The organism is Dehalococcoidia bacterium (assembly GCA_021295915.1).
GTDB lineage: Bacteria > Chloroflexota > Dehalococcoidia > Lucifugimonadales > UBA1123 > VXRN01.
In genome coordinates this window covers 78,704-101,408 of sequence record JAGWBK010000005.1, presented here as the reverse complement: position 1 = coordinate 101,408, position 22,705 = coordinate 78,704, and the positions used below count along the sequence as shown (strand labels likewise).

Below are 22,705 nucleotides of genomic sequence, written 5' to 3'. Positions count from 1 at the left end.
AGTTGGACTGGTGAGTGCATTGTATCTCGCCAACCCAAAGAACGAGGCTTCAGCAAGCCTTTTTCAGCAGCCTGATAGGGTTTGGCGACCTGTCCACAGTCGGCAGGATCCTGAGCACAGGCGCGTGGTGGGTGAACAGGCTCATAGGGCGCAGGCAGCCCTACCCAAACCTCGAAGTCAATCTCGTCGAGCCCGACATGGACGCATTCTCGGGTATCAGATGCGAGTCGCTGGTAATCTGGGGGAGCAAGGACCCGTACTTTCCGCTGATTAACTCAGAGAGGGCGCTGAGCGCGATTCCGAACTCCCGGCTCAGTGTGTATGAGGGCGCTGGGCATGCGGCCCACCGGTCCGACATCGTACGGTTCACATTGAGCGTTCAGGGCTTCACCCAGCATAGCTCGTAACGCGATTGCTCAGGGTTGCGCCCCTACCTGTATTTCTGTATCTTCATACCGAATCTAAGAGGCAAGGAAGACTGCCAAGATCAGAAAGGAGTAACGCAGGCTATGACATTTGCGTCTGCTTTGAAAGGACTACTGGGAGTGCGTGAGGCTAGCGCCCACTGCGACATCCCCTGTGGAATCTATGACCCCGTCTCGGCGAAGATCGCCGCGCAGACAGTACAGAAGATGGTTCTTCGCATCGGTCAGCTCGAGGGCGACGACGCGGCGGCCCAGAACTCGCTGTCCCGTTACATCACCGTCAAGGAAGAGCATGCCGAGCTGTGCAAGCACGAGCTTCGTGTACTCTGGGCCGACTACACCTGGCCCGGCACGGACGCCAACGAGATCGCGGCGAAGTTCAACGCCGCCCTTAAGCTCGCCGGCCAGTGCAAGCAGACCGTCAGCATGGACAATGCTGAGGCGCTGGTTGCCGCTGTTGACGACATCGCTTCGGTTTTCTGGTCCACCAAGGGTGTCGAGTACAGCGACCCCGTCGCCGAGGTCCGCTACGGAGCCTAGATAGTCGCCAGTAGGTAGTAAAACTACCACGACAATACGAAGGGGCGTTCGATCGAACTCCCCTTATGTTTTTCACGATGCCAGCGAGCGAGATCAGTCCATGTAGTCCTCGCGCGGAGGGCTGAATATATCCAGGGCCTTAGATGGCTGGTCCGTAGCCACCAGTCCATGCTCGACTCCGCCGGGGATGATGTAGGTGTCCCCCGGCTTGACCCTGGTGGTCACGCCGCCGATTGTGAAATCGAACTCTCCTTCAAGCACCATTCCAGCCTGTTCATGCGGGTGCTCGTGCATCGACACTTCTGAGTTCGCGTCGATTTCAACCACGCTGAGCATGACCTTCTCGCCCCACATCGTCCTGAGCATTACCCCAGGGGCGAGTTCTCTCTGTTTCACGTCATCAGGATTGTAGGTGTAGGTCAAAACTGAGTCCTCCAATGATCATCGGATACATTCAGACGCCCTGTTAGTATTTTGCCATGGCGCGTTTGTGCTGAGGAGTTAGACAGGCAGTGATGAAGTCGTTATTCGGCGTCGGTACACCCAACTCTCCTCCCAGCTGGGATACCTTGCCGTTCAGGTTGCCGAACTCCATTGGCCGGCCAGCATTGAGATCGGCGTGCATTGAAGAGATCAGGTGCTCTTTGTCATCGATGAAGATCTTCATAATCGAGTCTACGAGGTCCGGAGCGAGATTCACCCCGGCCGCCTTTCCAACAGCGGCAGCCTCAGTGATGACACCCAGCGCCATCTCCCGCGTCTCCGGCGAGTCCATAACCTCTAAGAACGACGAGTGTGTGATGCAGGTCATACCGCTAAGGCCACAAATGTAGACCAGCTTGTTCCACAGCGCCTGTTCGATGTCTTCGGCAATCTCGGAGTCTATACCAGCGCCGGCAAAAGCCTGCCTTATGTCAGCCTCGCGTTGCGAAGGCCTTCCATCCTGCTCAGCGAACACGATGCGGCCTTCCCAACCAACCTCCCGGAACACACCGGGTGCTGGATGAGCAGCCTCGACGTAGGCTGCGCCCAACAACACACGATGCGCACCGAAGACTGCCGACAACTCGTCACCGCTACCCACTCCATTCTGGAGCGTGAGTATGGCCGTTTCCTCGCCTACTGCAGGAGCAATTGTGTCCATTGCGACACTGTTGTGGTAGCTCTTAACGCAGAACAGGACGAGGTCAGCGACCCAGGAACCGTCAGGGCGCTCTACAGCCTTGGCTTCGACGGTGAAATTGCCTGACGTTTCGCTCTCGACAATCAAGCCGCTGCTGTTAATGGCAGCCAGGTTTTCTCCTCTCGCGACGAACTGGACATCGTTTCCCGCCTTCGCGAGAAGGCCTCCGAAGTACCCGCCGACTGAGCCGGCAGCCATCACGAGGACATTCATACTGCGATTACCTCTACTGATCTTTCAGTTCGACAAGGACATTGACGTACCTGGTATCTGAGTTGTTTATGACACGATGGATTTTGTGCTCGCCGTGGAAACGCCAGGTGCCCGGGCCAGAGGGGCTGTCGTCGGACGTGCCGTCGTCGTACTCTACCGTGAGCCCTACGCCCTCCACAACGATCGTGACATAGTCACGCCCATGCATGTGCCAGTCGCTTGACTCGCCGGGATTGACTATCAGGTTCCAGATCTTGACTTTGTCATTTTCAAACAGGACATCGGTTGCAATGTCCCCGAGTGGTGCGTCTCCCCTAGGCATAGTGGTCTCCTCCTGTCTATTCCCCTTGCAGTCCTACTTTATCTCAATGATCGAATTGCTGTAGAGTGCGTCCCCGACGTTGGTAACCCTGTGGATCGAACCGCACTGACCCTGTACGATTTCGCCGAGGGCGTAATCGCGTTCTGCCGATGACCCATCGTCGTATTCGGCCAAGAGCCTGCCAGGTCGGGTAACGATGAATACGTATGGCCTGGAGTGCTGGTGCCAGTCGCTGGACTGACCAGGCTCGAGCACGAGGTCCCAGGTCATCACGTGGTCGTCCTCCCATTGCCTCTCGGTGCCGACGTCTCCTAGTTGTCGCTCGCTCATGTTCACCTCTCTCCTTGCTCATAATCCCAAGTGCCTGGACTTCATGCTTACAACATCCGGATGACCGACTACTATGTGATCGAGCAGGTCGATATCCATGATCTCGGCGCTCTGGTTCAGGCGCCGCGTCACCAGTATATCCTCTGGGCTAGGTGTTGGATCGCCAGAGGGATGGTTGTGCACAACGAGTATGGCCGGACAGTTCCGCCGGATGGCTGGCCTGAGAATCTCGGAGACCCTTATCGAGGCTGAGTTGACCGTGCCCTGGTAGACGGTGTCCACGCCAATAACCTGGTGCTTATTGTTAAGCAAGAAGACTCTAAGCTGCTCCTGATCAAGCGCGGCCATCTCCGCGCCAACCAGGTTCTTGATGTCGTCGGCACAGCTGATGACTGGCCTGGCGTCAGGAACCATGCTGGCCGTGCGGCGGCCCAGTTCTATGGCAGCGATTACCTGGCTGGCTTTGGCCGGACCGATACCGTGGAACTGGCAGATCTCCTCCAGGTTCGTCCTGGAAAGTCCCTGAAGTCCGTCCAGTTCCGCCAGTATGCGGCTCGAGAGCGCGAGGACGTTTTCGCCCCTCGTGCCGTCCCTTAGGAGAATTGCGATTAGTTCGCCATTGGAAAGGCTGCCGGGTCCGTTGTCGCGAAGGCGCTCACGGGGTTTCTCCCCGACAGGCATATCATGGATCGTCGGCGTGTATCTTGGTGTACCCTGCTCGCTCATGCGCTCAGTCTGCTCTCGATTAACTTGAACTGTCTATCGAGATTCGAAACCCTCGGCCACGGTCGGCATCGTGATTTTGAACTTAGCACACGTGTTCCAAATCCGTCAACCCCAAAGTGGACGGAATCTGCCACATGAATAGGAGCGGGTTGACAGCCCGTAGTGGCACAATACAATTGACGCGATACAATCGCTTTCAATCAAGTTTAAGGACACACAATGATCAGACGCGACAGGTTAGTTGAGACTTTCTGTGAGATTGCAAGGATCGACAGCCCTTCAGGAGAAGAAGAGGCCATGGCTCAATATCTCATTGCCAGGCTTGAGGGCTACGGTTTCAACGTCGAGAGAGACGACTACGGCAACGTCGTCGCCAACGATGGTCGCGAAGATCCCATAATCCTATCCGCCCACATGGACACGGTTGAGCCGGGACGAGGAATTCAACCGCTGGTCGACGGCGATAGAATCTACACGGACGGGACAACCATCCTGGGGGGTGATTGCAAGGCAGGTGTCGCAGCGATAATTGAGGCGCTGGAATCGATATTGGAGGACAACGTCGAATACAACGCTGTCGAGGTCGCGTTTACGCGTGAAGAGGAGATCGGCCTTGTTGGTGCGCGGAACCTGGACTTCTCTCTGCTCAGCGGCAAGGAGGCGATCGTTTTTGACGGAGAGGGCCCGCCCAGCCAGATTACGTCCTCCAGTCCTGAATACATCGGACTTGACATCGAGATCACGGGGCGAGCCGCCCATGCAGGTGTGGAGCCCGAAAAGGGACTGTCCGCAATTCGTATCGCCGCAGAGCTAATCACGCGACTGCCGCAGGGCAGGATCGACGATGAGACGACGTTCAACGTCGGCACCATCGAGGGCGGGACCGTGCGAAATGCGGTACCCGAGTCGACAACCGTTCATGGGGAGTTTCGCAGCCGGAACATAGAGTCGCTGGACAGCATTCGCATACAGGTCGACGAAGCCGTCAACGACGTAAGGGATATGTTCCCGGAAGCCGAGATCGACTGCCATCTTCACACCGAATTCGTCGCTTACAACCTTGAAGAGGACGACCCCGCACTGCACCGAGTGAAGGGAGCGCTGGAATCACTAGGCCTCACTCCGACGCTCCAACCTTCAGGAGGGGGCACGGACGGGAACGTGTTCAGGTTGAACGAGATAAGCGCGGTCGTCGTTGGCATGGCCGATCATGGGATGCACACCGTCCGCGAGTACGTCACGATTCCGGACCTGGTCGATGCGGCCCACTTGTGTGAGACCCTGCTCCGGAAGGACAGGTAGCTGATGTCGGTCACGTACCTGGGACACTCCGCCTTCCTGTTTGAGGACTTGTCCGGCGAGAAGTTGCTTATAGACCCGTTCGGAAACGACGAAGAGAACTACTGGTTCTTGAAGTCATTCCCTTCTATTGAGGTCGACCTAGTCGCCGTAACTCACGACCACTTCGATCACAACGCTGTTGAAGCGCTCCCGGGTGGTACATCAGTGTTGGCGGATGCAGGAGCGCGCCAAGTGGGTAATACGACCGTTACAGGCGTTCGCGATCTTCACTCTGGTTCGTCGGGACGGGCTGGAATGGCCAACATTATCTTTATCGTTGAGCATGAGGGCGTCCGGTATTGCCATGTTGGCGACAACAGGCACGACATTCCAGACGATGTAACCCGTGAACTGGGCAAGGTGGACGTGCTGATGACACCCGCCGATGACTCGTGTCATCTTCTGACATTCGATGAGGTCGATGCGTTGGTCGACACGCTAGATCCAAGGATCGTCATTCCAATGCACTACTACATTGATGGTCTGACGACGGTCGAGTCGACGCTGGAAGGGCCTGACGGCTGGGTAAGGAAGCAGTCGCCTCGACGCACAGTGAGGCAGCCGCGAATGAGAATCGATCGCAGGGGGCTGCCCTACGAGCGTGAGGCCTGGACAGTCTGGGCCGAGCTGGCACGTTGAGAGTAAGGCTGGCTTACGGGAAGGACGGCCTGGTCATAGATGTCCCCGAGCATCGCACAACCGTCGTTCAGCCTCAGTACCTCCCTGGACTGCCTGACCAGTACGGTGCGCTAAGGACGGCAGTCAGAGACCCGGTGGGAGGCGCCTCTCCACTTCGCCGATTAGCTGGACCAAATGACATTGTCGCCATATCTGTGTGCGATATCACGCGCCCTATGCCTACCAGTACCGTACTGCCCGTGGTACTGGAGGAGTTGAGACACGTCCCTGACGAGAACATAGTTATTCTCGTCGCAACAGGAACGCACAGACCGAACACGTGCAACGAACTCAGGGACATGCTTGGGTCTCAGGTCGTCGAACGATATACCGTCGTGAATCATGACGCTTTTGACTCGTCAGCTGTCGTGCATTTGGGCGAAACATCTGGAGGCATCCCGATCCTGCTCAATCGGCTCTGGACAGAGGCTGACGTCAGGGTGACTCTGGGGTTCGTCGAGCCTCACTTCTTTGCGGGATTCTCGGGTGGACCCAAGATGGTCGCACCTGGGCTGGCAGCCTTTCAGACGACGATGATGCTGCACAATGCAGAGATGATTGGGCATACAAATGCCACCTGGGGCGTGACGGTAGGTAATCCAATCCATGACGCGATTAGAGAGATCGCTGAACAGACGGGAGTGGACTTTACTGTAGAGGTCACACTGAACCGGGACCACCAAGTTACGAGCGTCTACGCCGGAGACCCGCCAACGGCCCATCGTGCCGCCAGTCGGTTCGCGAAGTCGGTGGCCATGCAGCAGGTTGAAGAGCCGTTCGACGTCGTCGTGACAACCAACAGCGGTTACCCGCTAGACATGAACCTGTACCAGTCTGTGAAGGGCATGTCGGCGGCGGCCCAGGTCATCAAGACTGGGGGAACGATAATCTGCGCCGCGGAGTGCTCGGACGGTGTTCCAGAACACGGCGAGTACAGCAGGCTATTGAGGTCAAGGTCCAGCCCTGAAGAGCTACTTGAGATGATCTGCGGGGACGGTCACAACGTCCACGACCAGTGGCAGGTACAGATACAGGCCCAGATTCAGATGAGGGCAAGTGTGCTGATCAAGACCGGCTACCTGGGCGATGAAGGGATTAGGCAGGCACATCTGGAGCCGGTGGATGACGTCGAGAGAGCCACACACGATAGGCTGGATGCCGCGGGGCCGGACTCGCGACTATGTGTGATCCCAGAGGGGCCTCAGACGATTCCGTATCTCGCGTAGTTACTGTTAGGGACCTGCGAACCTGCATTTAAGCAAAGAGGCCCGCACTGAATCAGCGCGGGCCTCTTGTTCGCTATCTGGGTAGGTCGGAGCTTAGCCGACTTCTACGACAGCTCCTGCCTCTTCAAGCTTGTCCTTAAGGGAGTCGGCTTCCTCTTTCGGAATGGCTTCCTTGACCGCGGCGGGCGCGCTCTCGACCAAGTCCTTGGCTTCCTTGAGTCCCAGAGTGGTGACCTCGCGGACAGCCTTGATGACCTGGATCTTGTTCGGGCCGATCTCCTGGAGAGTTACGTTGAACTCAGTCTGCTCTTCGACATCGGCGGCGGCTTCAGCAGTGCCAGCAACACCGGCGACTGTGGCCATCTGGACCGGGGCCGCGGCGCTGACGCCGAATTCCTCTTCGAGAGCCTTGACCAGGTCTGCCAGTTCCAAGACCGACAGTCCCTTGATTTCGTCTATCAGTTCATCTTTCGTAAGGGCCATTGCCATTCACCTCCGTGTGTGCTGCCGTTCTTCGTTTGATTGGCCGGTAAACTCTATGCCTGTTGCTCTTCCATGTTGTCAATGCGTCCCTGCAGGACTCTTGCGAGACCGGAGAGAGGTCCGTTCAGTACGTTGACAAGCCCGCCGATTGGGCCATTCATCCTCATCAGAAGGGTTGCGACGAGCTGGTCCCGAGATGGCAATTCAGCGAGTCGCTGAACATCGTCGCCGGAAAGTGCCCGACCGTCAAGTTCGCCTCCCTGGATCGTGAGAGCAGACCTATTGGCTCGAATGAAGGTGCTCAGAGCCCTTGCTGGCTCAGTCACCTCTCCGTAACCGAATGCGACCCCGGTTGGGCCATCTATTACGTCCTTGATGGCAGGCTTGCCTGCCTGATCGGCCGCAAGGAACGCTAGCGTGTTCTTGATGATTCGGTACTCGACGCCGGCCTCACGAAGGGCGCGCCTCAGTTCCGTCATTTCACCCACTGGAAGCCCAGCGTAGTTTGTCGTAACTACGACTGCACTCTTCTCGAACTTTTCGGCAAGTACGTTTACTGCGTCAACTTTGGCTTGTGTCGGCACTTCAGCTATCGCTCCCTACATAAATACGAATGCCCTGAGCCAGGGGCACAGGGCACGTCAATCGTTGTCTTGATTGCACTCTTGTGCGGCCTAGGCGGGCTGATGTCTTAGTCCCTATGGGGAACCCGCTGTCTCTGGCGACTGTTTCTTCTGTCTGTCTGAGCCTGGCCAATCGGGGCATAGATTTAGAGGCCTTAGCCTCGCATCCAACCCACCAGGCGACGAGGCTATTCTATACGAAGGTCGGAAAGTCTATCAACGTCTACAGGCACGCTGGGGCCCATCGTGGCAGTGAGAAACGCCGCCCTGAGGTATTGTCCCTTCACGCCGCTCGGACGGGCTCGAATTACATTGTCAACCAGTGTTGTGAGGTTGTCCATGAGTAGGTCATCTTCAAAGCTGGCCTTGCCTATCGGCACATGGATCAGGCCGGTTCTGTCGAGTCTAAACTCCACCCTGCCCTTCTTTGCGTCTGAGATGGCCTGAGGGATGCCCTCCTGTTGAACGACCGTTCCGGTCCTTGGATTGGGCATCAAGCCTCTGCGTCCGAGGATTCGGCCCAGCCGACCGACACGACCCATCATGTCCGGGGTCGCAATGGATACATCAAAGTCCAGGAAGCCGTTTTCGATCTCGCGGATCAGTTCATCGCTTCCGACGTGGTCAGCACCTGCTTCACGAGCAATGGTCTCAGCCTCACCCTGGCAGAACACCAGCACTCTAACCGGCTTGCCCACGCCATGGGGCAGTACGGCAACGCCTCTTACCATCTGATCGGCGTAGCGCGGGTCTGCACCGGTGCGGATGTGCAGCTCTATGGTCTCGTCGAACTTGGCGCTGGCCGTCTTCTTGGTAATCTCAACAGCTTCCTGCGGAGCGTACCTTGCATCGGCGTCCAACAGGCCGACTGCGTCGTTATATCGCTTGCCTCTACTGGCCATGTGGGTAAGTCCTCTTGGTTAGTCCGTTAAACTCGATCTGAGGAGTGAGTGGATCAGCTGACCCTGAGTCCCATGCTGCGGGCTGTGCCCTCGATGATCTTCATGGCGCCTTCTATGTCGGCAGCGTTGAGATCGGCGGCCTTGACCTCAGCGATCTCCCTGACCTGGTCACGCGTAACGGTGACAGACAGGGGCTCAGCCTTCGGGTTGCCGCTGCCCTTGTCGACTCCTGCAGCCTTGCGAAGCAGCTCGGCCGCTGGCGGGCTCTTGGTGATGAATGTGAACGAACGGTCTTCGAAGACCGTCAACTCGACTGGGACAATTGTCCCCGCGTTCTGAGACGTCCGCTCGTTGTACTCCTTCACGAACGCCATGATGTTGACGCCGTGCTGTCCGAGCGCAGGACCTACAGGAGGGGCGGGGCTTGCCCTGCCGCCTTCGATCTGGAGCTTTATGAGTGCGCGTACTTTCTTGGCCAAATGTCTGATCCTATGGAGTGTATTGCTAGTAAGACTGGACTGTCGTGTTAGGCGCGTTCGACCTGTAGGAAGTCGAGCTCGACGGGGGTCTCGCGACCGAAGAAGGACACGAGAACTTTGACCTTCGCCCGCTCCTGTGAAACCTCGTCGACGGTGCCCATAAAGTCCACGAAGGGGCCGTCGGTGATTCGGACACTCTGGCCTTTCTCAAGACCTATCCTGGGTCTCGGAGTGTCGGTCTCAATCTGCCTCAGAATGGTCTCGACCTCTCGCTCCTCCAACGGCACAGGCTTGGGCCGATTTTCGCTTTCGTCCTCTGCTGAAACGAATCCGGTGACTCCAGGGGTGTTGCGAACTACGAACCAGCTCTGATCGTCCATTCTCATCTGAACGAGGATGTATCCAGGGAAGATTGTGCGAGGGACAGCCTTGCGCTGGCCTCCCTTGATCTCCATCTCGTCTTCGGTTGGCACCACGACCTGCAGTATCTTGTCCTGCATATCCATGGTCTTGATGCGCTGTTCGAGATTATCCTTGACCCGCTTTTCCTGGCCTGAGTAGGCGTGGATTATGTACCAGCGGACTTCAGGATCGGCATGTGTGATCTGAGTCGTCATTGGCTCAATTCCCCAGCAGTATCCCCATTATTCGAGCAAAACCCAGATCCACCAGTCCGAGGAATGCACCGATGGCCACAGCCACCGCGATCACCATTATGCTCAGTCGGAGCGTTTCCTCCTTGGTGGGCCAGGTGACCCTACGGAGTTCGCCTACGACTTCGCCAATCATTCGAACGCTAAAGGCGCGACGGGCTACCTCGCCTCCGACTCTGCGTGTTACACCGGGATCCCGAGCCACGGCTACCTCACCTCTCGGTGCAGTACGTGCTCCCGGCACCGGGGGCAGAACTTCATCAACTCCAGACGTTGTGGATCGTTCCGCCGGTTCTTGCTGGAGTTATAAGTCCGCTCTCTACACGTGGTGCAGCCGAGCGTTACGAGAATTCTGGCTTCTCCCCGACGGGCCATCTTCTATCTGCTCCCTACTCCTGACAACTAACGAGAACGACCGATGTCCATTTTGCGGCCATCGGTTCGTGGAAATCCTCCGGGCTGGCAGGAGTTTCTACTCCATCGCCCCCTCCCGATCTGCTTGATCGGCGAGAGGGCGCGGATTAAATCGATTTGACTGTGCGGACTAGTCCAGGATCTTCGTGATGACGCCGGACCCAACCGTCCTGCCGCCCTCACGAACGGCGAACCTGAGCTGCTCTTCAAGCGCCACTGGCGTGATCAGCTTGATGTTCATCTCGATGTTGTCGCCTGGCATGACCATCTCGACGCCGTCCGGCAACTGGATCTCGCCGGTCACGTCGGTGGTTCTGATGTAGAACTGCGGCTTGTAGCCGTTGAAGAACGGGGTGTGCCTGCCGCCTTCGTCCTTGCTGAGTACGTAGACCTGGGCCTCGTACTCTCGGTGCGGAGTCATACTGCCGGGTGCAACTAGCACCTGGCCGCGCTCAATTGCTTCTCGGTCCACGCCTCGCAGGAGGACACCAACTGCGTCTCCGGGCTCACCCTCATCCAGAATCTTGTGGAACATCTCCACACCGGTGACCACGGTGTTCGTGGTCTCCTTGATTCCAACGATCTCAATGGTGTCACCCATCCTGACGATGCCGCGTTCGACACGGCCAGTAACCACGGTGCCACGACCCTTGATTCCGAAGACGTCCTCAATGGGCATTAGGAAGTCCAGATCACGAGGGCGATCCGGAACCGGAATGTAGCTGTCGACAGCATCCATTAGCTCCCAGATTCCCTTTGTCCACTCACCATCCCGGGTGTTGTCTTCGGCTTCTAGCGCGTTGAGTGCGCTGACCCTAACGATCGGGATTTCGTCGCCTGGGAAACCATACTCGGACAGGAGCTCAGCCATCTCAAGCTCGACAAGCTCGAGGAGTTCCTCGTCCTCCATTGCATCGACCTTGTTGAGAGCGACTACGACCGCCGGAACTTCAACCTGACGCGCAAGCAGGATGTGCTCGCGGGTCTGCGGCATAGGCCCGTCGGGAGCGCTGACGACCAGGATTGCGCCGTCCATCTGGGCAGCACCGGTGATCATGTTCTTGATGTAGTCGGCGTGACCTGGGCAGTCAACGTGCGCGTAGTGACGAGTGTCGGTCTCGTACTCAACGTGCTGGATCGCGATCGTAACACCACGTTCCCGCTCTTCGGGAGCGTTGTCGATAGAGTCAAAAGGACGGAAGTCTGCCATACCGGCTGACGCCAACACCTTGGTTATGGCAGCCGTAAGTGTCGTCTTCCCATGGTCAACGTGACCAATGGTACCGACGTTTACGTGGGGCTTCGTCCGCTCAAACTTCTGCTTAGCCACCCACAAGCAGACTCGAACTGCTGACCTCGTTCTTACCAAGAACGCGCTCTACCTCCTGAGCTATGTGGGCCCGATCCTATTTGGCGATCAGAAACCTGTCATTATGGTGGACGGGGAGGGATTCGAACCCCCGTAGCCCTTCCGAGCGCCAGATTTACAGTCTGGTGGTATTAACCACTCACCCACCCGTCCACGGCTAATCCAAAGTAGTTTAGCATAGCCAACTTTTCCAATCCAAGAATAGCAAACGGGGCAGAATAGTGAGAGGAGAGCCCCAGGGGGGATTCGAACCCACCAACCTCCCGATTACAAGTCGGGTGCGCTGCCGATTGCGCCACTGGGGCCCGCTATCTGCTTCGTATGACTTTAGGGCAGCGTCGGATTGGGGGTCAATAGCAGGTCTTCTGCAGTGCGCTGGACCACGCGAAATACTTCGTTCAAAGGAAGGCCTGTTTCGGACGCGATCCTGCGACAATCCTCGTACTCAGGACTGGCGGCAACAGTCTCGTGGTCAATGACCTTCAGCTTAACTTTCGCGGTACCGAGTCGGGTCTGGATTGACCGAATCTCGCGTCCAGCCTCGTATCGTTCTATTGGGCGCACCCTCACACCGAGCGTGGTCGTCTCCCGCATAATCACATCAACGACCTGTCTCTCGGTGCGCTCGTCCACGATTGCGCACAACATGGTGGCTGGCCTGTTCTTCTTCATCTGGATTGGAGTGAACCAGACGTCCCTGGCTCCAATCTCGAACAGCCGCTCCTGTACGTATCCGAGAACCTCACCTGTGGCGTCATCAAGGTTCGTTTCCAGGATAGACAAGCCGCCCGTCTTTTCACCCTCGGAAACCTCCCCTACCCAGAGACTCAACACATTCGGGTACTCATCGGGATCTCTCGTGCCTAGACCGTAGCCCTGCGCCTGCATAGACATCTGAGGCTGGCGAAATTCGGCGAGCGTAGTGATGATACCCGCGCCAGTTGGTGTCACCATTTCGCCAGTCCTGACAGGGTTGTTGGGGGCAGGAACTAGCGGCGCATCCGCCATGGTGAAGAGCGCTGAAGTAGCCGGAGAAGGTACGGGCAGAATACCGTGATCGCTCCTGAACACGCCGGTTCCCATGGGAAATGGCGACGAGAAAACACGCTCTACTCCGAGGTGTTCGAGCCCGACTACGCCGCCAACCACATCCACCAGGGTATCGAGCGTTCCCAGTTCGTGAAGGTGCAGGTGTTCCGCAGACGTTCGATGCACTCTGGCTTCGGCGTCGGCCATGCGATTGAAGACGGCAGTAGATTGCTTCTTGACACGATTGGAGAGCCCCGACGACTGAACAGAGGCAATGAAGTCGTCAAAACGGTGTGACTTACGTGCCTGGTCGTCAAGCTCGACCCCCACGTACGTACCAACAACGCCACCACGCTGAGATTGCTCGACACTGAGAGCGACGCCGGTTACGTTCATCGCATCCAAAGCACCGGTGATAACTCCACGTGGGACACCTGCGTCTATGACGGCGCTGAGAACCATGTCTCCACTCGCCCCGCCAATGCACTGGAAGTAGGCTGCCTTCAAGTTACCGACCTCCCGACCATGTTAGACGACGCTGACCGGAGGCTTCGACCGCGACCCGGACATCGCACTTGTAATTGCCTGCCTGAGCGTCGTTGTACGAAGCAGTTCTAGCGAGCCAGTAGGACTGTCCAGAGCAACCCCTCCGGGAACGACGCAACTGGACAGGCCGAGTCTTCCAACCTCCTGTACTCTCCTTGCTGGCTGGCCTACGGAACGGACCTCTCCTCCCAATCCCAGTTCGCCGAAGGCGGCGGTCCCCGCATCAACGGGCACGTCACGCACAGAAGAGACTATCGCCAGGGCAATTGCCAGGTCTGCCGCAGTCTCGACGACCCTGACTCCGCCAGTGACGTTCACTATTACGTCCTGGCTGGAGAGCGAAATCCCTACTCTTCGAGTCAGTACAGCACATACCAAGAGCAGCCTGTTGTAGTCGACTCCTGACGCAACCCGCCTCGGCGTGGGCAACAGCGAGGGATTGGTCAGCGCCTGCAATTCCACGAGAATCGGCCTGGTGCCCTCAAGCGCCGGAACGACGACTGAGCCAATGGAACCTGCGGAGTGCTGAGAAAGTAACTGGGCCGATGGGTCCTTCACGTCTTTCATGCCCGTCTCTGTCATCTCGAAGACTCCGACCTCGTTAGTAGAGCCGAAGCGATTCTTGATCGACCGGAGCAGTCTGAAAGAGTTTACAGGGTCCCCTTCAAGGTACAGAACGACATCAACGACGTGTTCGAGGACTCTCGGACCGGCTATCTCTCCCCCCTTGGTCACATGCCCGGTCATAATGACTGAGGTCGCAGTCGCCTTGGCCCACTGTGTGAGGCGGCGAGCGCACTCCCTGATCTGCGCCATGCTCCCGGCTTCGGACGGCAGTTCTTCATCGAAGACAGTCTGGATAGAGTCTATGACGACCAGTGAAGGCTTCAGGCCGTCCATGTGCGTCATGATCTCAGCCAGACCAGTCGCAGGTAGAAGATAGAGACCAGGAACATCGATCTTGAGTCGGTCCGCACGCAGCTTTACCTGATGAGCGGACTCTTCACCGGTGACGTAAAGGACCGGGCACTCCCCGGATGCGTAGGCAGCGGCGTCCAGTAGCAGAGTGGACTTGCCGATACCGGGGTCGCCAGCAACCAGAGTCACAGATCCCGGGACCAGTCCACCACCGAGGACTCGATTTACTTCCGATGACTGGAACGTCGTTCTTGGATGATCCTGGAGCGTCACTTCACGCAGAGGCACAGGTTCGCTTCCTGTTGAACCAGCCCAAGTCCCACGCCTGGGAGCTGCTGGCTGCGCTACCTCATTCAGAGTATTCCAGTCGCCGCAGGCCGAACAGCGACCCTCCCAACGGGAGGACTCGCCACCGCAGGCAGAGCACACGAATACCGATCTGGCCTTTCTTGCCATTGTCCCCTTAACACAGTGAAGGTCTGGGAGGAGTTCCTTCCCAGACCTTCAGCAGATTGCGGTTGTAGCCGGACTTAGGTCGGAGACGCCACCGAGGCTGGAGACTCAGCCCTGACGACGATCTCTCCCTCGTCATCAACATCGATGATGGCAGTATCAGCGGGTCCCAGCCGTCCACCCAATATCGAGTCAGAGAGTTTGTCCTCAACGTGGTCCTGGATAACGCGGCGAAGTGGGCGGGCGCCGAAAACGGGATCATAACCCTTCTCGACCAGCCAGTTCTTAGCCGCATCGGTTACGACAAGGCTAATTCCCTTCTCGATCAGGTTGGACGTTACGTCCCTAAGCTCGATTGGAATGATCTGGTGCATGTGGTCCTGGTTAAGGGAGTGGAACACGACGCTCCCGTCGATCCTGTTGAGGAACTCAGGGCGGAAGAACCGCTTTACCTCGTCCAGCACGTTGTTCTTCATTCGATTGTAGGCTTCGTCCTCTGACTGACCCTGACCTGACCTGGCGGCGAAGCCGATGGACCTGTCCTGCCGGATTAAGTCTGAGCCTATGTTTGAGGTCATGGCGACGATAGTGTTGCGGAAGTCCACCTTGCGACCCTTGGAGTCGGTCAGGTGCCCGTCGTCGAAAATCTGGAGCAGGATGTTGAAGACCTCAGGGTGCGCCTTCTCGATCTCGTCGAGCAGAATGACGCAATAAGACTTGCGCCTGACTGCCTCGGTGAGCTGACCGCCGTCGTCGTAGCCGATGTATCCCGGAGGTGCACCGACCAGACGGGCGACCGAGTGCCGCTCCATGAATTCAGACATGTCGATTCGAATAAGGGCATCCTCAGAACCGAACAGGAACTCGGCGAGTTTGCGGACAAGCAGGGTCTTACCCACGCCAGTCGGCCCCAGGAACATGAATATGCCAGTGGGGCGTCTCGGGTTCTTGAGACCAGCGCGTCCCCTGCGGACCGCCTTGGAGATCATCGTAATAGGCTCATCCTGCCCAATGACCTTCTGATGGAGGACTTCCTCCATGTTGATGAGTCTTTCGGTCTCATCAGCAGCCAGTCCAGTGACCGGGATTGAGGTCCACATGCTCACTACTTCGGCGATGTCCTCCTCTGTGACCTTCGGAGCTTCATCGGACTGCTCGTCCTTCCAGGATTGTTCGAGCTCATCGAGTTTATCGGCGATGCTCGCCTCTCTGTCCCGGAGTTCGGCAGCGTACTCATACTGCCTGCTCGCGATGGCCTCGTCTTTCTCATTGCGGACACTCTCCAGCATCTTCGTCACTTCCTGCACGGACAGTGGCGCGGTGCTGAAATTGATGCGAACACGAGAGGACGCCTCGTCGATGAGGTCGATAGCCTTATCGGGCAGGAAGCGATCTGAGATGTACCTGGACGCCAGTACTGCCGCCTGCTGAAGAGCCTCATCGGTTATTGTGAGCTGATGGTGCTCTTCGTAGTGCTTTTTGACTCCGCGCAGGATGTCGACAGTCTCTTCAGTAGTAGGCTCTTCCACCCTGACGGGCTGGAATCGTCTTTCGAGAGCGGGGTCTCGTTCCACGTACTTCCGGTAGTCATCGAGGGTCGTTGCACCGATTGTCTGCAACTCTCCGCGTGCCAGCGACGGCTTCAGGATGTTCGCGGCGTCGACCGCGCCCTCGGCAGCCCCGGCACCCACCATAGTATGGACTTCGTCTATGAAAAGGATGCAGTTGCCTGCATTGCGGATCTCTTCAACGACCTTCTTTAGGCGTTCTTCGAATTCGCCCCTATACTTCGTGCCCGCCACCAGCGCACCCATGTCGAGTGTCACGAGTCGCCTGCCCTGAAGTGTGCTGGGAACGTCATTATTCGATATTCTCTGTGCGAGCGCCTCGACAATTGCAGTCTTGCCAACTCCAGGCTCGCCGACGAGCACCGGGTTGTTCTTCGTCCTGCGGCTGAGAATCTGGGTTACGCGCTGAATCTCCCGCTCGCGACCCACGGTCTCATCAAGCTTGCCTGAGCGGGCAGCCTGGGTGAGGTCTATGCCGAGCTGGTCGAGCGTCGGCGTTCTTGAAGTTGCTCTTCCACTGCCGCTGCTCTGTGACTGCTGGACGTTCTGACTGAGTATCCGACTCGTCTCGGCGCGAATCTTGTCCAGGGTGACTCCGAGACTCTCAAGCACGCCTGCGGGGACGCCCTCGCCCTCACGCATCAGGCCGATCAACAGGTGTTCGGTGCCGATGTAGTTGTGATTGAGCCTTCGGGCCTCGTCGACAGCCAGCTCAATGACTTTCTTGGCCCTGGGTGTGAGTCCAATCTCACCGGAAGGGGTTCGCTCTCCCCTGCCGATGATGAACTCGACTGCAGATCGGACCTTGCTGAGCTCCACACCAAGGTTGTTGAGCACCTTGGCAGCGACTCCATCTGTCTCGCGGACAAGGCCAAGAAGAATATGCTCGGTACCAATGTAAGTATGGTTAAACCGCTGTGCCTCTTCTTGTGCCAGGGAAAGGACTCGACGTGCCTTTTCCGAGAATTTCTCAAACCTGCTGGCCATGGAAGCGTCTCCTCGTCGGGAAAGTCAGTTCGACAGATAAGGGTACAGGGTTAGAAGAACCGCTCTTCACTCGCCTGCTTGAGGCTGAGTCCAAGCCTTCTACGTTCTGGCTCGATCCGCAGAATTTTGACTTCTACCTGTTCACCTTCCCTCACAACTTCCCGAGGGTGATTAATCATCCTTGCTGAGAGTTCGGAAATGTGAATCAGACCTTCAATGGAGTCCTCAACTCTCGCGAAGGCTCCGAAGTTGGTCAACTTGGTCACAGTTGCATTTACGACATCGCCGATGTTGTGACGCTCGTGGATGGTCTCCCACGGCTCGGGCTGGAGCCGCCTGAGGCTGAGAGCGATCTTCATGTTTTCGGCGTCTACCCGCAGTACGTATACGTCGACCTTCTGGCCGACGCTCACCACTTCTTCGGGGGAGTTGACCATGCTCCACGAGAGTTCTGAGATATGAATCAACCCATCAGCGCCGCCAATGTCGACGAATGCGCCGAAGCTGCTGATGCCAGTTACGGTACCGTTTCTGGTCTGACCTTCTTCAAGCTCTTCTATCAGCTTGGCCTTGCGAGCATCACGCGACTCCTGAACGGCCTGCCGCTCGGAGAAGATGGCCCGATTCCGGCTCCGGTTCACTTCAAGAACCTTCATCTGAATCTGGCGCCCGATTTCGGCGTTCTGGGCCTCCTGAATGGTCTCGGTCTCTCCTTCGGAGAGGCCATCGCCGCCTTCCTGGTAGATACGGAAGCGCTCACGGGGTACCGAAACCAACTGAGACATGGGTACGAAGCCCTGGACTCCTTCGACTTCGACGATTGAGCCACCCCTGTTGAAACCGGCGATACTGCCTTCGATAACCTCTCCGGCATCCATCGCCTTCTCGAGGTAGCGCCAGCCCTGCTCGCCAATAGCTCGATCCACGGACAGTATCGCGGGATTGTCGCCCGATTCAGGGCGAACAACCATTGCGATTATGGACCCTCCCACCAGTCCTTCGATATCGGTGGTATCAATGGTGCGCATCTCATTCGCGGGAACATGGGCTTCGGCCTTCTGTCCGATGTTGACAAACAGGCCGTCGGAGGTGTCTGCCCGCATCACGACGCCCTCAACGACGTCGCCCCGGCGGACATTCTTGATCTCCCCCATCATCTGATCGAGCAGCTGGCCCATATCTTCTTCTTCAGGGGCCACTTGCTCTCGCTCTTGTTCAGTAGTCATTCGTTCAACTTTCCGGTAAAAGAGTCAGGTAGGTTCATTATATGTAATGATTTTCGACTGGTAAAGCCGCGCCCATCGCACAAAACGCCCTGAGCAGGGCCCTTGGACAGTGAGTATCTGGTAGAAGTCGCCGCCCCGACTTTCCCCCTCTTAGTAATAGTGACGTGATTGTATCATGGCGGGAATGGGCTGAAAACCCATTTTTGGAGGGCAACAGGCAGCGCAAAGCGACGTATGAACTGCCATTTTCGCAAGGTCTTCGGTCAACTCCGACCTTTTTTGAGGAACACCCTGGCAGTGGCCTAGTATCGTCGGCGCTGAAGCGTTTCACTTCCGTGTTCGGGATGGGAACGGGTGGGTCCGCCTCGCTCAAACCACCAAGGATAGTTGGCGAAATTATAGCGGAGTAGAAATTCCGGAGTCAACGATTTCCTTGACTGGTTTGGGGGCCCATGCTAGCATTGCGGCCAATTGGAGACTCCTCGTAAGAGCTAGGATTGCGGAGGTAATGCACGTGGCGACAACTCAGCTACTAGAGGTCAGCGAACTGGCCGCCCAGAAGTTCCAGGATATCCTCCAGGAGGAGGGTGAGGGCGACGGGCTGCTCCGCGTAATGGTGATGCCCGGTCCTCAAGGCGGCGTTCAGTACATGCTCAGCGTCGAAGCTGAGGCCGCTGAGAATGACTTCGTTATCGACACCCACGAAATCCAGGTGCTGGTTGACGCAGACAGCGCACCCCTGCTCGACGGCTCGACCATAGACTATATGGAAGGGCTGATGAGGAGCGGGTTCGTGATCAGTAACCCGAACTTCCAGGCCGGATGCGGCTGCGGTGGCGGCGGCGGCGGATGCGCTTGCGGCGGCGGCGGCGGCGGATGTGGCTGCGGCGGTGGAGGTGGCGGCGGATGCGGATGCGGCGGTCACTAAGGCCAAATACCACTAAGACCAAGTAAAGAAAAACGGAGCGGTCAACTCGCTCCGTTTTTTTGATTTCGATAAACGTTGCTAATCTCGTCGATCGATCTGTTCGAGAGAGACCCGCTCCTGGGTCTGATAACGGTCGTTACACTGTGCGCTTCGCTCGTAATAGGGATTACCGTCCACGAGTTCAGCCATGCGTATGTGGCGACGTCACTCGGCGACCGCACAGCCGCCAACCTGGGGCGACTCTCGCTCAATCCTATACGGCACCTGGACCCGTTGGGCAGCGTGCTTATCCTTCTAGCCGGTTTCGGCTGGGGCAAGCCCGTGCCGGTCAGTCCGACCTTCCTGCGAATCGGGCAGCGAATTGGGCTGGCGATGGTATCACTGGCCGGGCCGCTATCGAACATCATAGCTGCCGCCGTGTTCGGTATCGCAGTTAGGGCTGACGTTGCGGGGCTGGCAGGTCCGGAGTTTACTGTCGGCAGGTTCGAAGGCAGAGCCCTGATTGAGTTCGCCCTCGTATCTCTAGTGAGATGGAACCTGGTACTCGCCGTATTCAACCTGCTCCCCATCGCTCCGCTAGATGGATTCAAGGTGGCGCTGGGGGTGCTACCGAAGGATGCGGCTAGTGCCTACGCCAAGACCGAAAGGTACGGTCCGGGAATTCTGTTGATCCTGATTCTGGCCGGGATCGTTTTCGGCATTCCCGTCTTCTCAACAGTGATATGGCCAGTAGTAAACCTCTTCGGAGACATAATCCTAGGTTCGAGCCTTCTGTGATAGTCTATCAGCGACGATGGACGCTAACACCGGAACGTTGAGGTGTCATCTTGGAACGAATAACAATTGTGGGAGTCGGACCGATTGGAGTTTCAATCGGGCAGTCCCTTATGAAGCGCAAACTCAGCAACACCGAGGTCGTGATTACGTCAGGAGACCGCGCTGTCATGTCTGCTGTATCAAAGATGGATGCAGCTCACAAGACTATTGGCGGCCTTCGGCAAGCGGTGGAGACCGCCCAACTCGTGATACTCGACGCACCGCTCGGCGAGCTACATGAGCTGATGGAAGCGGTCGGACCATCAATTGAGCCTGGTGCGGTCGTGACCGATACGGTCAGCGTCAAGGGCCCTGTGATTAAGTGGGCCAGCGAGTACCTGCCATCAGACGCTAGCTTCGTTGGTGGTCATCCACTGTTGAAGGCGACTCCATATTCTCTCGAAGAGGCCGATCCGTCGATCTTCAACGGCGCAAGGTACACTGTCACTCCCTCAGAGACTTCGGACGAGCAGTCGATCAGGACCGTCGTGGGACTGATCGAGGCACTCGGCGCCAAGCCGGTGTTCCTCGATCCCGCAGAGCATGATTCATATGCCGCGGCAATGCACCACCTTCCGGTCATTATGTCGTCAGCGTTCGTCAACTCGACCGCGGGTAGTGACGGTTGGCGTGAGATGCACATGCTTGCGGAGTCTCAGTTCGAGGTGTTTGGGAGGCATGCCTCCAACGATCCACTGGACAATGAGGCTATGTCCCTGGCAGATCCGGAGGCGCTGGCACACTGGATAGACCAGTTAATCCTCGAGTTGTACGAGTTCAGAAACGAGATCAAGGACGGGAGCGAAGAGCTAATCGAGCGGTTTGTAAGCGCCTGGGAACACAGGGCGAGGTGGGAGGCGGACGCTGTCGTCCCACAGGAAGGCGTACGGATACCCAGCGCAGGTGAATCCATAGCGAGCGCGATGCTGGGTGAGAAACTCGCCCAAAGGCTTGGCGCGCTTCGACAGAAGGAAGAAGAGCAAAACACCACGTACAGATCCAGGAGATAGGGTCAGTGAACCGAACAGTCGAGCACAGTCCCCGCCTCGAAGGAACGGTCGTTCCTCCCGGCGATAAGTCCATCTCGCACCGGGCGGCGCTGTTGAATGCCATTTCTGACGGCGACGCTGTGGTCTCCAACTTCTGCGTTGGCGACGACCGGACCTCGATGCTTGGCTGCCTGAGGGGCCTGGGCGTGGAGATCGAACGCGCGGCAGAGGATGGAGCTACTGCCGACAGGGAGTACTTCAACATCTCGGGCAGGGGCAAGTCCGGCCTGGTCGAGCCGAACGATGTCCTCTTTTCCGGGAACAGCGGCACTACGATGCGACTGGTCTCTGGTCTGCTCGCGGCACAATCGTTCTTCAGCGTCATCACTGGAGACTCGTCCCTGAGACGTCGACCCATGAAGAGAATCCTGACACCACTTTCGATGATGGGAGCCGAAGTGATGGGCCGAAATGGCGGCTCGCTTGCGCCCCTAGCCTTCAGCGGTGGTGAAATTCAAGGAATCGAATACGATATGCCCGTCGCGAGCGCTCAGCTCAAGTCGTGCATTCTGATTGCGGGTCTGTACGCAGAGGGCGAGACCACTGTGATCCAGCCCGCCGAATCCCGTGACCATACCGAGAGGATGATGGCCGCCATGGGGGCCGACATCGAAAAGGACGGACTCAGGGTGACCGTAAGACCGTCTGAACTGAAGTCGATCAACATCCAGGTGCCCTCTGACATCAGCGGGGCCGCCTTCTGGCTTGTCGCTGGAGCAGCACACCCTAACGCCCGGATTACCGTCAAAGGGGTCGGGGTCAACCCGTCCCGCACCGGCGTGCTCGATGTCCTGGCCGAGATGGGCGCGAACATTCGGATGGAGAATGTTCGCGAGGACGGCAATGAGCCGGCTGCAGACCTTGTCGTCGAATCAAGCGACCTGAAGGGCATCGAAATTGGTGGAGATATCATCCCGCGCGTAGTCGATGAGCTTCCGGTGCTGGCAATGGCTGCCTCGCAGGCCTCGGGCCAAACTGTCATAAGGGACGCCGCGGAACTAAGGGTCAAGGAATCGGATCGGATCTCGGCGACCGCCGAGGGTCTACACGCCCTTGGAGCCTCGATACGAGAGATCGACGACGGCATGATCATCGAGGGTGGCTCTAAGCTCACAGGCGCGGAAGTCGTCAGCCACGGAGACCATCGAATAGCCATGTCCATGGCGGTAGCAGGACTCGTTGCCGGCGGTGAGACTCACATTGGTGATTCAGAGGCCGCGGATGTCTCCTACCCATCTTTCTGGGAGACACTGGAAGGCCTGAGGTCCTGACGTACGG

The 22,705-nt window shown here is 57.5% G+C and carries 26 protein-coding genes, 3 tRNA genes and 1 rRNA gene; 9 read left to right on the top strand and 21 right to left on the bottom strand.

Annotated features, from left to right (window positions below):
* The first annotated feature begins 14 nt into the window (after window positions 1-14).
* Window positions 15-407, top strand: a complete 393-nt coding sequence (locus tag J4G14_03005) for an alpha/beta hydrolase (protein ID MCE2456766.1) — start codon at window positions 15-17, stop codon at window positions 405-407.
* Between the two features lie 102 nt (window positions 408-509).
* Entirely contained in the window at window positions 510-965 is a 456-nt protein-coding gene (gene sodN / locus J4G14_03000) for a superoxide dismutase, Ni (GenBank protein MCE2456765.1), read from the top strand.
* A 93-nt stretch (window positions 966-1,058) separates the two neighbouring features.
* On the opposite strand, the gene J4G14_02995 is transcribed toward sodN, so the two are convergent.
* From J4G14_02995 to radC, 5 genes are read right to left on the bottom strand one after another with little or no spacing between them, the layout of a single operon-like run.
* Window positions 1,059-1,388 (bottom strand): cupin domain-containing protein, encoded by a 330-nt coding sequence (locus J4G14_02995; GenBank protein ID MCE2456764.1) that lies wholly within the window; start codon window positions 1,386-1,388, stop codon window positions 1,059-1,061.
* Window positions 1,389-1,431: 43 nt separating this feature from the next.
* Window positions 1,432-2,361, bottom strand: coding sequence for a 2-dehydropantoate 2-reductase (locus tag J4G14_02990; GenBank protein MCE2456763.1), 930 nt, complete (start codon window positions 2,359-2,361; stop codon window positions 1,432-1,434).
* 13 nt (window positions 2,362-2,374) lie between these two features.
* The gene (locus tag J4G14_02985; protein ID MCE2456762.1) at window positions 2,375-2,683 is read right to left on the bottom strand and encodes a hypothetical protein; all 309 of its coding nucleotides are present in this window, start codon (window positions 2,681-2,683) and stop codon (window positions 2,375-2,377) included.
* Between the two features lie 33 nt (window positions 2,684-2,716).
* Window positions 2,717-3,013, bottom strand: coding sequence for a hypothetical protein (locus J4G14_02980; protein MCE2456761.1), 297 nt, complete (start codon window positions 3,011-3,013; stop codon window positions 2,717-2,719).
* A gap of 18 nt (window positions 3,014-3,031) precedes the next feature.
* Entirely contained in the window at window positions 3,032-3,739 is a 708-nt protein-coding gene (radC, locus tag J4G14_02975; GenBank protein MCE2456760.1) for a DNA repair protein RadC, read from the bottom strand.
* A 297-nt stretch (window positions 3,740-4,036) separates the two neighbouring features.
* On the opposite strand from radC, the gene J4G14_02970 reads away from it, so the two are divergent.
* From J4G14_02970 to larA, 3 genes are read left to right on the top strand one after another with little or no spacing between them, the layout of a single operon-like run.
* On the top strand, window positions 4,037-5,041 hold the full coding sequence (locus J4G14_02970) for a M20/M25/M40 family metallo-hydrolase (GenBank protein MCE2456759.1): 1,005 nt from the start codon (window positions 4,037-4,039) through the stop codon (window positions 5,039-5,041).
* A 3-nt stretch (window positions 5,042-5,044) separates the two neighbouring features.
* The gene (locus J4G14_02965) at window positions 5,045-5,719 is read left to right on the top strand and encodes an MBL fold metallo-hydrolase (GenBank protein ID MCE2456758.1); all 675 of its coding nucleotides are present in this window, start codon (window positions 5,045-5,047) and stop codon (window positions 5,717-5,719) included.
* Entirely contained in the window at window positions 5,716-6,984 is a 1,269-nt protein-coding gene (larA, locus tag J4G14_02960) for a nickel-dependent lactate racemase (GenBank protein ID MCE2456757.1), read from the top strand. Before J4G14_02965 ends, larA begins: the two co-directional genes overlap by 4 nt.
* A gap of 93 nt (window positions 6,985-7,077) precedes the next feature.
* Here larA and rplL read toward each other — a convergent pair whose 3' ends face one another.
* From rplL to rrf, 16 genes are all read right to left on the bottom strand, one after another.
* Entirely contained in the window at window positions 7,078-7,467 is a 390-nt protein-coding gene (gene rplL / locus J4G14_02955) for a 50S ribosomal protein L7/L12 (GenBank protein ID MCE2456756.1), read from the bottom strand.
* Window positions 7,468-7,520: 53 nt separating this feature from the next.
* A complete protein-coding gene (locus J4G14_02950) occupies window positions 7,521-8,051 on the bottom strand; it encodes a 50S ribosomal protein L10 (protein ID MCE2456755.1) in 531 nt (176 codons plus the stop codon).
* Between the two features lie 227 nt (window positions 8,052-8,278).
* Window positions 8,279-8,992, bottom strand: a complete 714-nt coding sequence (rplA, locus tag J4G14_02945) for a 50S ribosomal protein L1 (protein MCE2456754.1) — start codon at window positions 8,990-8,992, stop codon at window positions 8,279-8,281.
* Between the two features lie 53 nt (window positions 8,993-9,045).
* On the bottom strand, window positions 9,046-9,471 hold the full coding sequence (rplK, locus tag J4G14_02940; protein ID MCE2456753.1) for a 50S ribosomal protein L11: 426 nt from the start codon (window positions 9,469-9,471) through the stop codon (window positions 9,046-9,048).
* A gap of 47 nt (window positions 9,472-9,518) precedes the next feature.
* Window positions 9,519-10,088 (bottom strand): transcription termination/antitermination factor NusG, encoded by a 570-nt coding sequence (nusG, locus tag J4G14_02935; protein ID MCE2456752.1) that lies wholly within the window; start codon window positions 10,086-10,088, stop codon window positions 9,519-9,521.
* Between the two features lie 4 nt (window positions 10,089-10,092).
* Complete coding sequence (secE, locus tag J4G14_02930) at window positions 10,093-10,329, bottom strand: preprotein translocase subunit SecE (protein ID MCE2456751.1); 237 nt, start codon at window positions 10,327-10,329, stop codon at window positions 10,093-10,095.
* A gap of 2 nt (window positions 10,330-10,331) precedes the next feature.
* Window positions 10,332-10,499, bottom strand: coding sequence for a 50S ribosomal protein L33 (gene rpmG / locus J4G14_02925; protein ID MCE2456750.1), 168 nt, complete (start codon window positions 10,497-10,499; stop codon window positions 10,332-10,334).
* Window positions 10,500-10,668: 169 nt separating this feature from the next.
* Entirely contained in the window at window positions 10,669-11,868 is a 1,200-nt protein-coding gene (gene tuf, locus J4G14_02920; GenBank protein MCE2456749.1) for an elongation factor Tu, read from the bottom strand.
* A tRNA-Thr gene (locus J4G14_02915) sits at window positions 11,866-11,938 on the bottom strand. Before J4G14_02915 ends, tuf begins: the two co-directional genes overlap by 3 nt.
* A gap of 34 nt (window positions 11,939-11,972) precedes the next feature.
* A tRNA-Tyr gene (locus J4G14_02910) sits at window positions 11,973-12,060 on the bottom strand.
* A 78-nt stretch (window positions 12,061-12,138) separates the two neighbouring features.
* Window positions 12,139-12,212, bottom strand: a tRNA-Thr gene (locus J4G14_02905).
* Between the two features lie 22 nt (window positions 12,213-12,234).
* Window positions 12,235-13,443 (bottom strand): nickel pincer cofactor biosynthesis protein LarC, encoded by a 1,209-nt coding sequence (gene larC / locus J4G14_02900; protein MCE2456748.1) that lies wholly within the window; start codon window positions 13,441-13,443, stop codon window positions 12,235-12,237.
* Between the two features lie 21 nt (window positions 13,444-13,464).
* The gene (gene radA, locus J4G14_02895) at window positions 13,465-14,856 is read right to left on the bottom strand and encodes a DNA repair protein RadA (protein MCE2456747.1); all 1,392 of its coding nucleotides are present in this window, start codon (window positions 14,854-14,856) and stop codon (window positions 13,465-13,467) included.
* A 74-nt stretch (window positions 14,857-14,930) separates the two neighbouring features.
* Complete coding sequence (locus tag J4G14_02890) at window positions 14,931-17,408, bottom strand: ATP-dependent Clp protease ATP-binding subunit (GenBank protein ID MCE2456746.1); 2,478 nt, start codon at window positions 17,406-17,408, stop codon at window positions 14,931-14,933.
* 50 nt (window positions 17,409-17,458) lie between these two features.
* Window positions 17,459-18,634, bottom strand: a complete 1,176-nt coding sequence (locus J4G14_02885) for a S1 RNA-binding domain-containing protein (protein ID MCE2456745.1) — start codon at window positions 18,632-18,634, stop codon at window positions 17,459-17,461.
* A 289-nt stretch (window positions 18,635-18,923) separates the two neighbouring features.
* Window positions 18,924-19,016: ribosomal RNA gene (gene rrf / locus J4G14_02880) — 5S ribosomal RNA — on the bottom strand.
* A gap of 132 nt (window positions 19,017-19,148) precedes the next feature.
* Here rrf and J4G14_02875 point away from each other — a divergent pair.
* The 4 genes from J4G14_02875 (at window position 19,149) to aroA (ending at window position 22,698) form a co-directional block, all read left to right on the top strand.
* A complete protein-coding gene (locus J4G14_02875) occupies window positions 19,149-19,562 on the top strand; it encodes an iron-sulfur cluster assembly accessory protein (protein ID MCE2456744.1) in 414 nt (137 codons plus the stop codon).
* A gap of 75 nt (window positions 19,563-19,637) precedes the next feature.
* Window positions 19,638-20,339, top strand: a complete 702-nt coding sequence (locus J4G14_02870) for a site-2 protease family protein (GenBank protein MCE2456743.1) — start codon at window positions 19,638-19,640, stop codon at window positions 20,337-20,339.
* Between the two features lie 50 nt (window positions 20,340-20,389).
* A complete protein-coding gene (locus J4G14_02865) occupies window positions 20,390-21,388 on the top strand; it encodes a prephenate dehydrogenase (protein ID MCE2456742.1) in 999 nt (332 codons plus the stop codon).
* Window positions 21,389-21,393: 5 nt separating this feature from the next.
* Window positions 21,394-22,698, top strand: a complete 1,305-nt coding sequence (aroA, locus tag J4G14_02860) for a 3-phosphoshikimate 1-carboxyvinyltransferase (GenBank protein ID MCE2456741.1) — start codon at window positions 21,394-21,396, stop codon at window positions 22,696-22,698.
* The last annotated feature ends 7 nt before the right edge of the window (window positions 22,699-22,705 follow it).